This is a genomic window from Atrimonas thermophila, assembly GCF_045864955.1.
GTDB classification, from domain to species: Bacteria; Atribacterota; Atribacteria; order Atribacterales; family Thermatribacteraceae; genus Thermatribacter; species Thermatribacter velox.
In genome coordinates this window covers 1,411,643-1,425,475 of the sequence record NZ_AP028803.1, presented here as the reverse complement: position 1 = coordinate 1,425,475, position 13,833 = coordinate 1,411,643, and the positions used below count along the sequence as shown (strand labels likewise).

General features: G+C 44.5%; 18 protein-coding genes. 17 read left to right on the top strand and 1 reads right to left on the bottom strand.

What is annotated here, in order from left to right; all coding sequences use genetic code 11:
* Nucleotides 1-11: 11 nt before the first annotated feature.
* From ACKTT1_RS07420 to ACKTT1_RS07375, 10 genes are all read left to right on the top strand, one after another.
* The gene (locus tag ACKTT1_RS07420; RefSeq protein ID WP_412709139.1) at nt 12-509 is read left to right on the top strand and encodes a hypothetical protein; all 498 of its coding nucleotides are present in this window, start codon (nt 12-14) and stop codon (nt 507-509) included.
* The gene (locus ACKTT1_RS07415) at nt 509-946 is read left to right on the top strand and encodes a hypothetical protein (RefSeq protein ID WP_412709138.1); all 438 of its coding nucleotides are present in this window, start codon (nt 509-511) and stop codon (nt 944-946) included. The genes ACKTT1_RS07420 and ACKTT1_RS07415 overlap by 1 nt, the downstream gene beginning before the upstream one ends.
* 2 nt (nt 947-948) lie before the next feature.
* Nucleotides 949-1,557, top strand: a complete 609-nt coding sequence (locus ACKTT1_RS07410) for a hypothetical protein (protein ID WP_412709137.1) — start codon at nt 949-951, stop codon at nt 1,555-1,557.
* 6 nt (nt 1,558-1,563) lie between these two features.
* On the top strand, nt 1,564-1,839 hold the full coding sequence (locus tag ACKTT1_RS07405) for a hypothetical protein (RefSeq protein WP_412709136.1): 276 nt from the start codon (nt 1,564-1,566) through the stop codon (nt 1,837-1,839).
* The gene (locus ACKTT1_RS07400; protein ID WP_412709135.1) at nt 1,821-3,137 is read left to right on the top strand and encodes a hypothetical protein; all 1,317 of its coding nucleotides are present in this window, start codon (nt 1,821-1,823) and stop codon (nt 3,135-3,137) included. The genes ACKTT1_RS07405 and ACKTT1_RS07400 overlap by 19 nt, the downstream gene beginning before the upstream one ends.
* A gap of 171 nt (nt 3,138-3,308) precedes the next feature.
* Nucleotides 3,309-4,007 (top strand): hypothetical protein, encoded by a 699-nt coding sequence (locus ACKTT1_RS07395; protein ID WP_412709134.1) that lies wholly within the window; start codon nt 3,309-3,311, stop codon nt 4,005-4,007.
* 12 nt (nt 4,008-4,019) lie between these two features.
* Nucleotides 4,020-4,292, top strand: coding sequence for a hypothetical protein (locus tag ACKTT1_RS07390; protein ID WP_412709133.1), 273 nt, complete (start codon nt 4,020-4,022; stop codon nt 4,290-4,292).
* Nucleotides 4,289-4,831, top strand: coding sequence for a hypothetical protein (locus ACKTT1_RS07385; protein WP_412709132.1), 543 nt, complete (start codon nt 4,289-4,291; stop codon nt 4,829-4,831). Before ACKTT1_RS07390 ends, ACKTT1_RS07385 begins: the two co-directional genes overlap by 4 nt.
* The gene (locus ACKTT1_RS07380) at nt 4,828-5,175 is read left to right on the top strand and encodes a phage holin, LLH family (RefSeq protein ID WP_412709131.1); all 348 of its coding nucleotides are present in this window, start codon (nt 4,828-4,830) and stop codon (nt 5,173-5,175) included. The genes ACKTT1_RS07385 and ACKTT1_RS07380 overlap by 4 nt, the downstream gene beginning before the upstream one ends.
* Nucleotides 5,172-5,447: a hypothetical protein gene (locus tag ACKTT1_RS07375; RefSeq protein ID WP_412709130.1), complete on the top strand. Its 276-nt coding sequence runs from the start codon at nt 5,172-5,174 to the stop codon at nt 5,445-5,447. The genes ACKTT1_RS07380 and ACKTT1_RS07375 overlap by 4 nt, the downstream gene beginning before the upstream one ends.
* Before the next feature lie 440 nt (nt 5,448-5,887).
* On the opposite strand, the gene ACKTT1_RS07370 is transcribed toward ACKTT1_RS07375, so the two are convergent.
* Complete coding sequence (locus ACKTT1_RS07370; protein ID WP_412709129.1) at nt 5,888-6,649, bottom strand: hypothetical protein; 762 nt, start codon at nt 6,647-6,649, stop codon at nt 5,888-5,890.
* 324 nt (nt 6,650-6,973) lie between these two features.
* Here ACKTT1_RS07370 and ACKTT1_RS07365 point away from each other — a divergent pair, with 324 nt between their 5' ends.
* The 7 genes from ACKTT1_RS07365 (at nt 6,974) to ACKTT1_RS07335 (ending at nt 13,816) form a co-directional block, all read left to right on the top strand.
* On the top strand, nt 6,974-7,729 hold the full coding sequence (locus tag ACKTT1_RS07365; protein WP_412709128.1) for a GntR family transcriptional regulator: 756 nt from the start codon (nt 6,974-6,976) through the stop codon (nt 7,727-7,729).
* Entirely contained in the window at nt 7,726-8,109 is a 384-nt protein-coding gene (locus tag ACKTT1_RS07360; RefSeq protein ID WP_412709127.1) for a dimethylsulfonioproprionate lyase family protein, read from the top strand. The genes ACKTT1_RS07365 and ACKTT1_RS07360 overlap by 4 nt, the downstream gene beginning before the upstream one ends.
* Before the next feature lies 1 nt (nt 8,110).
* Nucleotides 8,111-9,616 (top strand): FGGY-family carbohydrate kinase, encoded by a 1,506-nt coding sequence (locus tag ACKTT1_RS07355; protein ID WP_412709126.1) that lies wholly within the window; start codon nt 8,111-8,113, stop codon nt 9,614-9,616.
* The gene (locus ACKTT1_RS07350) at nt 9,616-11,055 is read left to right on the top strand and encodes an NAD-dependent succinate-semialdehyde dehydrogenase (protein ID WP_412709125.1); all 1,440 of its coding nucleotides are present in this window, start codon (nt 9,616-9,618) and stop codon (nt 11,053-11,055) included. Before ACKTT1_RS07355 ends, ACKTT1_RS07350 begins: the two co-directional genes overlap by 1 nt.
* A gap of 131 nt (nt 11,056-11,186) precedes the next feature.
* Nucleotides 11,187-11,591, top strand: a complete 405-nt coding sequence (locus ACKTT1_RS07345; protein ID WP_412709124.1) for a cupin domain-containing protein — start codon at nt 11,187-11,189, stop codon at nt 11,589-11,591.
* A gap of 13 nt (nt 11,592-11,604) precedes the next feature.
* Nucleotides 11,605-12,777, top strand: coding sequence for a Gfo/Idh/MocA family protein (locus ACKTT1_RS07340; protein ID WP_412709123.1), 1,173 nt, complete (start codon nt 11,605-11,607; stop codon nt 12,775-12,777).
* Nucleotides 12,778-12,850: 73 nt separating this feature from the next.
* On the top strand, nt 12,851-13,816 hold the full coding sequence (locus tag ACKTT1_RS07335) for an ABC transporter permease (protein WP_412709122.1): 966 nt from the start codon (nt 12,851-12,853) through the stop codon (nt 13,814-13,816).
* The last annotated feature ends 17 nt before the right edge of the window (nt 13,817-13,833 follow it).

Here is a 13,833-nt window from a genome sequence, read left to right as displayed (position 1 = left end):
GAGGTGTTGAAATGCCTGTAACTGAGGCAAACTTGAAGCTCTACGGCTCTCAATATATGCCTGACAACGATGTGGACATAAACGGTGGTGCTATTGACGTCAACAATGAACTTACTGGAGTCTTGGGTGAAGTTTTTACTGACCTTTATTCTGACGAAGAGGGCGGGAGCAACGTTGTTCAGTATCGAAAGGTTTTCTTTAGAAACGAGAGTTCTTCGGATCTCTTAGACGCAAAAATCTGGATTTCCTCGGACCCCCTTAATCAGATTAAAATCGCTCTTGAGCCAGTCAAAGGAGGCAGCGATACTTCAGCCAACAGAGTGACGCCTCCCGAAAGCTACGCGTTTGTAGATGCTCCTGACGAAGCGAGTGCCCTCTCTGTGCCTGGTGGTGGTCTTTATGCGGGAGAGAACATCGGTGTATGGCTTGAGGTAACGATTCCACCTGGGCTGTCTCCTGTGAACTCGGTAACTGCGAAAATAAAGATTAAGGGGAAGACGACCGCGTAATGCTTTTCGGATCTGCTCGCTTTGGAGTAACACGCTTTGGTGCTGAGCTAATACAGGATTTCGAAATAGAGAGAAGTATTGTATATCGCATAACAACACTCTTTGAGAGCGAGCGCAACATTATCTATGCGATATACAATCTTCTGCAGGAAGAGGACAGCATCGTTTACAGTTATTTCTCTTATGTGGGCAGAGAAGGAAACATCACATATGCATATCCAGCAGTGCTTTCGCTCGAAAAGAACATTGTTTATGCTATTCCGCTTTCCTTTGTTCTTGAGAAGAGCATTGTATATGCATTCTACAACCTCGTTAGCAAGGAAGTGTTTATTGCATACAACTTCTCAGGACAGGTGTTCAAGGGCGTCGTGCGTAGCATCTCCTTCCAGGTTGCACCTGGAGAACTAACCGCACTGATAGAGATTGAGAGGTGGTGAATTTGACGGACAGGCTGAATTTTTCATCGTTTGGGCATTCTATAGAAGCAGAACAAATTACGGTACCGAACCAAGCTCCCTATAAGGTGCGTTTGAAGCACCACTATGTGAAAAAGGAAACCCCCTCTTCTGTCGAAATCTGGCAGAACCAGGACAAAACAGGTGCTTTCCTTATAGAAGAGGCCTACACAGGATCGGTGTCAGCAAATGGGTATTTCCAAGTCGATTATGAAGGGCGAGAGGACGGGGATGTGAAGTACTGCAACACGCTTCTCTTCCATAGTGGGCAAGCTGGCATGACGTGGTACGTATGGTACAAAAGCCAAGGTGATGTCGTTGACGCAGAATCCCTCAACAGTAAGGCTGACAAGGTTCCTGGTGCTGTCGCTGGCAACTTTGCTTCTTTGGATGCTACTGGTAATTTGCAGGACAGTGGGAAGAATACGGATGATTTTGCACCAGCCACGCATGTAACCGATGCAACCAAACATATCCAGGAGGCCTTAACTGGTAAGGCGGGATATGTTGTTGCAGTTAATGATACAGAAACGGGGTTAGAACTGAGAAGAATCAGTGTGTTAACCTTCGATGCTGGTTTGCCAGGATGGTGAGCATAAATGCCGACACGGAGAGATTTCGATTTAACTCGTGAAGCAAGCAGGATAATCGGTGAAAGTGATACTTGCGTGCAAACTCTGACTCGTGCTATTTCGGGCTCGGGCTTTTATCTCGTGAAGAGAGAATATTACCATAGCAAAAACCCCCAAGAGAGAGCTATTCAGGAATTTGAATATTCGCCAGACCAGAGACTGCAAAAAATAAGACACTACATGTTCCTTAATGGCACAACCGAAGAGTTTGAAGAGGTGGTAGAATGGCCATCTACTACGTGAGACCAGACGGGAACAACAGCAACGACGGGCTTGCTCCAACCCCCGATAGAGCATGGCAAACCCTGACCAAGGCTGCTAATACCGTTACGGCTGGGGATACAGTAATCATCGCACCTGGAACCTATACAGAGACGCTTAGCCCAGTTAACGCTGGAACAGTAAAAGCCTTTATACGCTGGCTTGGAGACGAGAGCGGAGAGGTTTTTGGCGTATCGCCAGGTTCTGTTACTATCCAGGCGCCAACTGACTCTGATTGCATATACCTTGTGAAGCCATACCACGAGTTTGGGTTTCTGACCTTAAAACCACAGGCTGGCGGAGCTGGTTTTAGGAATGCCATGGATGCCAGTGGAGATGTAGTAATTCATGACATTAAAGCCGTTGAGTATTTGGGGTCCACCAGCTTTTATGGGCATTTGTTCATTCCAGGTGGCACTACTGGAACATACAATAAATACCTTGTTAAACGTGTGTATGCAACAGTTCCCCTCCGATTTGTCACCAGTGCGAGAAATGTCATCATCTCTCAAGCTCTTTCCATAGGCGCGGTCGGACAATACGAGAGCAATGGCGTTTGGGTATCGGCATATAGTGATGCCGATAACCAATCAACAATTCACATCCACGACTCAGCCTTCGTTAATTATCAAAATAGGTCTTGTTTCTTTTCAACCGGTTGCACAATATATGCCGAACGCATACTGTTTGCTAACTCAGCTTATGCACCAATCTGTGGGTATAGATTATCATACCCAGTTACAATAGAGAACTACAAAAGCTGTGTTTTTGCTGATATCTCAGCAACAGACCTTGCTACATGTAGTTATACAAGCTACCCTGGTATGCTTTCTCTTTACGATTGTGCAATTATATCGTCGCCGACCAGCACCAGTGGGTGGTCTGCAGTTCTAAGCAACCGCTTAGAATCCCTAAGCGACCTACAAGATTATGATTTGCGCTTCCCAAATCTTTACTTCCTTGAGCGTGTAAACCCAATAACTGGCAAAGCAAACATCAGAATTCCTGTTGTCAAGTGGGGCAGGTTCTTCATGGAAATACCAGTGAGGCGAGGTGATAGGCAACTGACGCTGAAAATCAAGAAAAGCTGGACGGGAAGCTCAGTAAAGGTTTTGGTAAACAGGGAAACCGAGCAAACGCTTGCTGACAATACCGACTTGCAAACCCTTACCTTTAACTTTACTGTCCCAATGGATATGTATGTTCCTCTGGAAGTGTGGGCAAAGGCAAGTGATTATACGGAAAGAAGCGTGTATATCACCGAGATTGCCGTTGCATGAGAGTATCCTACACCAAAGAGGAAGCTCAAGGCCTTGCCAGAAGCGGCAAGGCCTTTTTGTTTGAGAAAAGCATTGTTTTGCCAGAACCCCACTTCCCTGAATACCTATGGGACAACAAATACCAAATTTACAAACTAACCACCTTTGTACCGGTTAACGAGGTGAAGCCAAATGAGGCAAAAAATCGTTGTAGGCATTGTCCTTTTTGCGCTATGCCTTACTGCTGGTTGCCTGACGCCGACGGTCAACCCTGACAAACCACGCAAACTCTTTGAATATCCGGACACCGTCACGTCCCCAAAAGCAATTGAGTATTTCCTGCGCATGAAAAACGCACAGTATGCAAGTGATGAGGTAACAACGGGCTATAAAAACTACTACTTCACACCCGCTGAACTGGCTATGAAGGCAATCCCTGACGTGAACAACCACAAGCGCATAATCTATAAGCAGCCGTTCCACGGGGATTGCGATGATTGGGCGCTTATGACCGCATATCTCGCCCAAGATACCCTCGGTTATGAAGCTCATTACGTGCATATTTATCCTCAAAACGACATAGGTACCCCAGGACATGCTTTGAGTTATGCGATAGACAGCGAGGGTAAAACACACGTGTGGAACCTCTGGTATTACTACGGCACATTCAAAGACTTTGACACTTACATGAAGCGCTTCTATCCTGATATGAAGATTACCCTCGACGTCAGCGCAAAGAAGCGCATTGCAAAACTCTACAACGAGGGACATGTTCTTTACTACACAGACAAATACGAAAAAAAGGAAAAGAAAAGCTCTTGTTCGGCTGGTTTTTGTGCCGTTGAAAGCCGTCCCACAATCATTTGGGGTGTCAACTATTACAAGTATTAAGGGGGTGCAGAAATGGCCGAAAACAACAATAACGGAAGAATCACGCTCGCAATCATTAAGAACGATCTTGAGCACATAAAACATAAGCAGGAAGAAACAGATAAAAAGCTCGATAAGTTAGCAGAAAAACTCGAAGGCAGGCTTAATGAGCAGGAAGAAAGAATAAGAGAGAATGAAATGTGTATTGCTAACCTAAAACCACTTAAAAGTCTTGTCTATGGTGTCCTAACTGCCCTCATTTCTACTGCGGTCCTGTACTCTGTCTTTTTCTTCACTAACCGATGATATGCGCTATTGTTCTCGTCGCAATTGGCATCCTCTTATACCTGCTTGCCCCGAAGAGAAAAAGAGGAAAAGAACAACCAGAGAAATACCCTGTCAACTTTGAAGCAGTTAGAAAATACTTCAAATTCCCAGATGAAGTAGATTTCATCCTGCGCAGGGTTGAGGACTTTGTCAAAGCACATCCAGAACTTGGCTCTCTGGTCAATCCCTACGCTTTCACTTTAGCCGTGCGGCAGCAAGAGAGCGGACGACCAGGGCGAGAGTTCGGCGTTCTCCACCCTGAGGCAATAGACACGGACTTAAAGACGCAGCTTGAGTGGTTCTTGTGGACATTGCTGAAAGATACCGAGCGGTGGAGTTCGGGAAAGCTCTGGAACAACTGGGACAAAGACCAGTTCAAGGATTTTATTGAGTATTTTGCAAAAAAATACGCCCCTGTGGGAGCGGAGAACGACCCGCGGGGGCTTAACCGTTTTTGGGAGAAAAATGTTAGACACTATTACGAGCTCTTTAGGGCGGAAGGAGGTGAAAAGGAATGAGAGAAAACATACTTAACCTTGTGTTGCAAATCGTGGTTATTGCTCTTCCTGTAGTTCTTGGCTGGGTATTCACGAAACTGGGCGTTACAAAGGAGAAATATCAGAAATGGCAGTGGGCCGTTGAGAAAGCCTTTGAGTTCGTTATGGCTGCAAAAGATAAATTCCAAGACAATGCTGGAGCGCAAAAGCTTGCTTGGGCCGTAGAGCAGTTACGCAACGCCCTTATTCAAATCGGTTACCACGCCACAGACGAAGAAATCGAGGCGATAGTGCGTAGTGCGTATCGCAAGATGAAGATTGAAACTGGCGAAGCGATTGTGGGGGAGTCCTCGGGTGGGTCTTGAAAAGCGAGAAAACGAGGAAGAAGTTTCTTGCTTTTCTGGCCCATTGTGGCGTGAGTGTGGATCCTGAAATTGAAAGTAAGATCCTCGAATATGAAAGACTCGCCGATAGAGAAGCCTTCCGGAAGAAACTCGAAAAGTTGGTTTTGAAGAAACTTATCCCCAAGGGCTTTGGGGAATACGACCTAACAAAAATGCTTAAAGAACTTTCTACCGGTGAACCTAAAGGCGATTGGTTGTTTTATTACGACCATGAGGGCTTACATGAGAGGTGATTTTTTATGCTTACTTTACTCGCTTGTGTAGTATGTTTCCTGTTGGGCTTGTGGCTATCCCGTTACATATTGGGGTGATCATATGAAACACTTTCTCTTCTGGTTAGTTGTGGGCATTATCGTTGCCGGCATAGTGTTGAAGGTTAAAGGCATATTCTGACCCTCCTCTCCACCGTCTCCTCCTTCCTGTTGGGGTGCTGGGTAGCCAGGGCTCGGCACCCCGGCAGTTGACAGCAATTTTGACAGCAACGCGACAGAGAAACGCAAAACTCCCAAAAACAAAAATCCAGAAAAATAGGGCATTTCAGGTACTAACTGATACCACTAAAACCTACTGCGTAAAACTCGGGTTCAAGAGGTCGGCCGTTCAAATCGGCTCGCCCCGACCATCTCCGAAGTATGTTCAAAGGTTTTTTCCAGATTTCACAGTTCTTTCCAGGTTATTCTTCTCCAGCAAGCTTTATTGTCCCGTTTTTCCAGATTCCTATCTTGTAGCCATACATTGAGAAGTAGATTGTGAGTTTTTCCGGACTCAAGGCTGGAAAGTTTGGGCGCAAAATTTCTCTGTATAGGTACTCTCCTGCTTCCTGATAGACATTTTTTATTTCCTCTGCACTCGTTGAGAGCTTTACCTCTTCAAAGTTTACCTTCCAGGAAGGGGCAGGCCGGGTTTCAACGTATACTGCGAGTCCCTCGGCATCGGGGTCCTCGGTAGGGGTTGCATAAAGGGACCACTGAATTAATTTGTTGGTTATGGTAGTTATTGAATTTTGACGTAGATTGAATTCGAGCACCCTTATTTTGAAAGAATCAACTGTTGCGGTAATTTCAGGTCGCCCTACTTCGGCTAAAAAGAGTTTCCCTATGCCCTCTCTGGATTCCAGCGCCAGAACAGGTTGTTCTTCGCTATACAGAATAATTTGCGCTATTTCTCTTTCTGCTGGTCCAGCAGAAAGAGAAAGCCGCTTTTTCCCTGTCTGGTCGTAGAAGAAAATAATGGGGGAATTCGTGGAATCCACCCCCATTCTTATCCGAGCCCTGCCGTCCTTATCTTTTATGACTAACTCTTCAACAACCAGTTCTTTTATTTCCAGCGTTGCTGGAGCGGTTTCTTCTGAAAAAGCATTCACGGTAGTGAATAATACTACAAGGGCGATTAAGGCCGTAACCAGGTTCGATTTTAGCAATCGGAGCCTTTCCAAGGGTTCCCCTCCTTTATTCGAATGATTTACTCGGGTTTCGAAATCTTTTAGCGGAGTCTTTTGTCGAGATTTCAACCCCTTTTTATTTTAGCATGTTTTTAGAAAAGGAATCTTAGATACCTTTTTAGATGTATGTAATTACAAATTTGGATAAAACTGTGAGATTGTCTACAAAAATCGGAAAAAACCCAGATTGAAAGCTTTTTGCTTAATTTTTGTCTATCTGAAAGGGTGAGGGATTGACATCCTCTACAGACTCATCTAAACTAATGGTAGTAACAAGTTTTTGAAAAAAGTAGTAATTAATAAGAAGGGGAAAACACCTTGGTTCATAACGATTTACCCCTTTATCTTAAAATTTACCATCAGCTTCGTGAAGAAATTGAAAGTGGCAAATACAGAGTTGGTGATCTTTTGCCCTCTGAAGAAGAACTGGCAGAGACCTTTCAGGCGAGTAGAACCACCATTCGCAATGCACTTCAGGAATTAGAGAAAGATAACCTCATTTTCAGAAAGAGAGGGAAAGGCACCATAGTTCAAGAACCCAAGACTGCCCAAAATCTAAACTACATTAGCTCCTTCACTGAAACCCTGCGTTCTAAAGGTGTAGAAGTTGCCACTGGTACGCTTACTGTTGAACTGGTTCCTGCTCCTCCCAAAGTAGCTGGGGCACTGGATCTTGAGCGAGGAGAGCTTGTTTACCTGGTGCAACGTACTCGAGTTGCTGGAGGCTTGCCCATTGCCTTTATTACCAACTATCTTCTTCCTCGCATGGTTCCCGATTTAGAAAAGAAGAAAGAAGCTCTTCGTACCAAAGGTTTATATCAGTTGCTTGAGGAGGAGTATGGCCTTAGGTTGCATAGGGCGGTTGAAACTATCGAGGCTTACCTGAGTGGCCCCTTGGAGGCGGACCTTTTGCATATTCCTGAAAAAATGCCTTTATTTCATACGGTAAGAGTTGTTTACCTTGAGGATGGGATTCCCTTTGAAGTGGATATCTCAGTTATCAGGGCCGACAAGTATGAGTATAAGGTTTTTCTTGAGGGAAGGCCAAAAGAAAACAGGAGGTCTTTAAAATGAATTATTACAAAAAAAATTTGTCAGAGGTTCAACCTGAAAAAGGAAGCAACACTTTTGAGGAAGTTTTAAGCAAAATTGGGAGTAATGTAGTGCGAGATACCTGGATGTTGCTTCGAGAAAGTGATTCCGAGTCGCAAAAGGTTCAGGTAGGTTATACGGTAGTTTACCCAGGCTGTTCTACTCGGGGTCACCAACATCCTCCGCTTGAAGAAGTGTACTTTGTGCTTTCTGGTCAAGGAATCATGGAGATAGACCAGGATCGATTTGAAATTAAGGCGGGAGATGTTGTTTACATACCTTTTGGAAAGTTTCACCGTGCTGAAAATCCTCACTCACATGCTCTTTCTTACGTTTGGGTTACTGTGAAAAAAGAGGGTTAAAATGTCTGAGTTTCAGGGAGTTCTGGTAGTAGACATCGGAACCGAAACAGTGCGCAGTGCTCTTATTGATAGAGAGGGTAAAATCCTGGCACTTGCAGGCAGAAATCCTTCCTTTTCTTCCCCACGCCCATCCTGGGCTGAGCAAAGTCCTCGGGAATGGTGGGAACTCTCGGTAGCTTGCATGAGGGAGCTTTTGGGGCGTTTTCCCGATTTTGAAGTTCTTGCTATTGGTGTAAGTGCACAGATGCATGCTGTGTGCCCTGTGGATTCTCGTGGTAACTTACTCATGGATCTGGTTCCTATCTGGTGTGACAAGCGCTCTTTGAGTGTATGTAAGCGAGTGGCTTCGTTGCTGAGTCCAGAAAAACAGATTGAAAAGACTGCTAATTTGATAATACCAAATTGGATTGGCCCCAAAGTAGCCTGGATAAAAGAAAACCTCCCTGAAGTTTATAGACACGCAGCTTATTTTCTTACTGCCAAAGACTACCTTAATTATTTGCTGACTGGAGAGATTGCTACTGATTTTTCGGAAGCTTCTGGGGCCTTTCTCTTTTCGTGGGAGAAGAAAACCTGGGATGACGATCTTTTTGAGCTTTTCGGGTTAGATAAGGAAAAGTTTCCCCAAATCATTCCTTCTTTTAAGGTGATAGGTACTACCAAAGAGGATATTAACGAGCTTCTTGGTCTCAAGAATTCAGTACCCGTAGTTTGTGGTGCGGGAGATATGCTCTGTTTACTTCTTGGAGGAGGAATGTTTGAGGAAGGTCGTTCCTGTGATGTGGGAGGAACAGCTTCGGATGTTTCGGTATTTACACCTTCTCCCCTTTTGTCGCAAAAGCTCATGAATTTGCATCATGCTATCCCGGGCTGGATAAGTTTTGGCATTCTTGACAGTGGTGGAGGTAGTGTGCGCTGGTTAAGAGATGCTCTGTATAGATTAGGAAGTAACAATGGATCAGCTTCTTACCAGCTTATCGACGAGGAAGCTGCTCAGGTGCCTCCAGGAGCTGAAGGACTAATGTTTTTCCCCTATCTACTTGGGGAACGATTACTTGGTTCTCCAAACGCAAGAGGTGTTTTTCTGGGTATTTTGCCTCACCACCGTCGTGCCCACTTTGCAAGAGCTGTTCTGGAAGGAGTTTGTTTTGACCTAAAAATGAGTCTTGATGAAATTGAGCGTCTTTTTTCAGGCGAAATAAAAGAAATGTCCTGCATTGGTGGTGGAGCCAGGAGCGATTTGTGGAGTCAGATTAAAGCTGATATTTATCAAAAAGAAGTTTTTACTTTGGTAGAAAGTGAGGGTGGCATTCTGGGAGCTGGGATTCTGGCTTTCTCCGGTTTTTCGAAAATCGCTCCTCAAGAAGTTGCTCGGGCTTGGGTCAAAGAGAGAAAGCGCTTTTATCCTTCAAGCACAAAAGAGTATGAAAAGGCTTATAAACGTTTCAAGGAAGTGCACGATTTGTTACAACCCGTTTTTGAAAGAATGGGAGAGGAGGTTTCTTGATGCTGGAATATCATTCTTTGATTAGTGGGGAGTGGGTAAAGGGTAGCGGGGGATTAATAAATGTTGTCGATCCTTCTTGCGGGAAAGTTTTTGCTACTGTTTCTAAGCTTGAGAGAGAGCAGGTTGCTGGAGCTATCGAAAAGGCTCATCAAGGGTTTAAAGAGTGGTCGCGTACTCCAGCCCTTGAGCGAAGTAGAGCGCTTCTCAAATGTGCAGTTAAAGTTAGGGAGCGTTCGGAAGAAATAGGAAGACTTCTTGCTCAGGAACAAGGGAAAAGCTTTGTGGATGCTTGCAAAGAAGTGCTTGGTGCTGCAGATTGTCTCGAATATTATGGGTATCTTGCGGTCAACATTTTAGGAGAAGTACCTCCTCCTAATGCTTCGAATTTAAGGAGTATTGCCATTCGTCAGCCTGTGGGTGTGGTTTTTGCAGTTGCTGCCTGGAATTATCCGGTTAGCCTTATCTCCTGGAAAGTTGCTCCAGCGCTTGCGGCAGGTTGCACGGTAGTGGTTAAGCCTTCTCGGGAGACCCCGCTTTCTACAATAGAGTTTGTACGCGCCTGTGTAGATTCCGGGTTACCCGAAAACGTTTTGCACGTTATAAACGGCGATAATGAAGTTGTCAGCGAAGAGATTTTCGCCAACCCCAGGGTTCGGCTGATAGCACTTACTGGTTCTACTGATACTGGCAAAAAATTTATAGAGGCTTCCGCTCAAAATGTGAAGCGCTTAATTCTTGAGCTCGGTGGTCATTCGCCTTTCATCGTGTTTGCTGATGCAGATTTTGACAAAGCAGTAAAAGACGGTGTGAAGAGAGCTTTTCGAAATGCTGGTCAAATCTGTAACTCAGTAAATCGGATTTTTGTTGAGGAAAGCATAAAAGACGCTTTTGTAAAAAGTTTTGTCGAGCAAACTCGAAAACTGCGCCTTGGAGGGGCGTTTGATGAGCCACCTCCCGATCTCGGTCCTATGGTGAACGAAGCTGGTGTAAGGAGGATGGAGGAATTTGTTGAAGATGCGGTGAAAAAAGGAGCTCAGGTACTATGTGGGGGCAAACGACCTACGGATCAGCGCTTGCAGCAGGGCTTTTACTTTGAACCCACTGTTTTAGTTAATGTTTCTCCCGATATGAAGATAATGCAGGAAGAACCGTTTGGGCCTCTGGTGGCGATAGATTCTTTTAAGACTGCAGAAGAAGCGGTTGAAAAAGCTAATTCAGTCCGTTACGGGCTGGTGGCCTATCTTTATACCAGAGATATGGGAAGGGCTTTTCGAGTCACAGAAGCCCTGGAATGGGGTTCGGTAGCGGTGAACAATATCAATCCGGATAGCTTATTTGCACCCTATCCAGGATGGAAAGAAAGTGGCATTGGCCTTGAACTCGGCCACTATGGTTTGGAAGAGTACCTGGAATGGAAACACATTAAACTGGCACTGTAAAGATTAAATAAATATTAAATGGAGGCATTGATAGCGCAGGTTGTTATTTCTGGATTCAGGATTTATTACGTGTCATAATGTTATAATAGGAAGTATGTATATACATTTTACCAGAAGGAGGTATTCGAAAGATGATGATTAAAAGGGGAAGAAAGGACGTTCCTGAGACTACTGTTGAAAAATGCCATGGTGGCGAAGGCACTATCAGAGTGAGACAGCTTCTTGGTTATGAACCGAGGTTACCGGGTGTTCCAGGTTTTCCCGAGGACTTTGATAGTTGTATTTCGTTCATGCATGAAACAGTTTTACCTCCAGGAACTTCTATTGGAAGACACGAGCAGATAGGCAACGAAGAGCTTTATTATGTAGTCGAAGGTATTGGAGAAATGACTGTGGATGGGGAAACAACAATTATGGAACCGGGTGATGTATGCCTAACTAAAAATGGAAGTTATCACTCTTTTCGAAACATTGGCGATACTGATTTGAGGATTATTGTTATTGAAGCTCTCGTTCCTGACAACAAGAAAGCATAGGAGTTGTTTTGCTATGAGACCTATTAATGTAGCCCTTATAGGCTATAAGTTCATGGGTAAGGCTCACAGCCATGCTTTCAAAGATGTTAACTTCTTCTTCGATCTTGAGCTCCAGCCAGTAAGGAAAGTAATCTGTGGTCGGAATCCTGAGCCGCTTAAAAAAGCGGCTCAGAAGTGGGGTTGGGAAGAGTACTCCACTTCCTGGAAAGAAGTGGTTGAAAGAGATGATATTGAAATTGTTGATATATGTACCTCGAACAATATGCATCGTGATATTGCCATTGCTGCTGCAGAGAACAAAAAGCATATTTTGTGTGAAAAACCACTTGCTATGAACGTTGGAGAAGCCAAAGAAATGGTTCAAGCAGTTGAGGAAGCTGGCGTGAAACACATGATCGGTTTTAACTATCGAAGAGTCCCTGCAGTGGTACTTGCTAAAAAGCTGATAGAGGAGGGAAGATTGGGAACCATTTATCACTTCAGGGCAGCGTATCTTCAAGACTGGATAGTGGATCCCGATTTTCCTCTCATCTGGAAACTTCGTAAGGAAGTGGCCGGTAGTGGTCCACATGGAGATCTGAACGCTCATTTGATCGATCTTGCTCACTACCTGGTAGGAGACATTAAAAGTGTTATGTGTATGACAACCAATTTCATTAAGTATCGTAAACTCCCAGCTGAAGAAAGAGAACTTTCCACAATGCTCACCGCAAAAAGTGGAGAGGGCATGGGTGAAGTTACGGTTGAAGATGCTGCCTTTTTGCTGGCTGAATTTGAAAATGGCATTTTGGGTTCTTTTGAGGCTACTCGTTTTGCTTCGGGCAGAAAAAATTACAACTATTTCGAAATTTACGGGAGTAAAGGCAGTATTATTTTCAATCTGGAGCGCCTCAATGAATTGCAGTTTTACTCACGAGAAGATACTCCTGAAACCCAAGGGTTCCGAACCATCCTGGTTACTGAGGAAGTACATCCCTATATCTCGGCTTGGTGGCCCCCAGGACATATCATAGGTTATGAACACACCTTTGTTCACGAAATAGCTGATTTTCTGGAGTGTATCGCAAAAGACACTCTTCCAATACCTAACTTTTACGATGGTTTGAAATGCCAGGCGGTTCTTGATGCAGCTTTGCTTTCCGCCGAGAAGGGTGAAAGAGTTCTGGTGAAGGACCTGCTTAAGTGAATAAACAAGGATTGTTTAGCCTTAGGGGACACATTTAAAGACAGTAAGGAGCGTGTTTAGCCTGATTGTCAACATGAGTAGGGTTGTGCAGAGTGAGAAATCGAGTAAAGCGCAAGGGTTTTTGGTCGCTAATGCTATCTATATCATTTTGTTAGTCTTGTTGGTTACAGCAGGAATAATTTCACCACATTTCTATCGGTCGCAAAACATTTTTAATGTGTTACAGCAGGCTTCTGCGCTTGGTGTTATCAGTGTAGGACAAACGCTGGTTATCTTGTCGGGGGGCATCGACCTTTCGGTAGCTTCAATAGCTGCTACCAGTTGTGTATTTGCAGCTGCTTTGATGGCCGGTAAGAATTTTATGGTTCTGCCGGTTGCGCTTTTCTGCATTGGCTTAGGTGCTGTTGCAGGAATACTTAACGGGCTTATTATTACTCGTCGTAGTGCTCCTCCTTTCATTGTTACACTGGGTACAGCGCTTATTTTCCAGGGCGTTCGTTTTATCTATACCAAAGGAGCACCCTTTGGAAGCATACCGTCCTGGTTACGGGTCCTTGGAAGAGGTGGAATAGGTTTTGTTCCAGTCGCAGTAATCATTTTTTTAACCCTTTCGCTGCTTGTAGCTTTGGTGTTGAAATACTCTCCGTATGGAAGAAAAATATACGCTATAGGAGATAACAAAACTGCAGCGTTTTATTCGGGTATCAATGTAGAACGCGTTACTTTCAGCGTATATATTCTGTCTGGTATCTTTGCTGCTTTTGGAGGTTTGATTCTTGCCGGATACCTGGGTTTCGGTGATAACTGGGCTGGCAAGGGTTACGAACTTGATTCAATTGCAGCTGTTGTGGTTGGTGGTACCTCTCTTTCTGGTGGAACTGGCGGGGTTGGTGGTACTGTAGTTGGTGTGCTTTTAATGACCATTCTTTTCAATCTGGTCCTTCTGGCTGGCCTTCCCTACCAGTTTCAACTGGTTGTAAAAGGTATAGTGATTGCGGCAGCAGTGGCTTTTTACGCTTCTCTAAGTAAATCTGAGTGAGAGGAGGTGAAATTGAG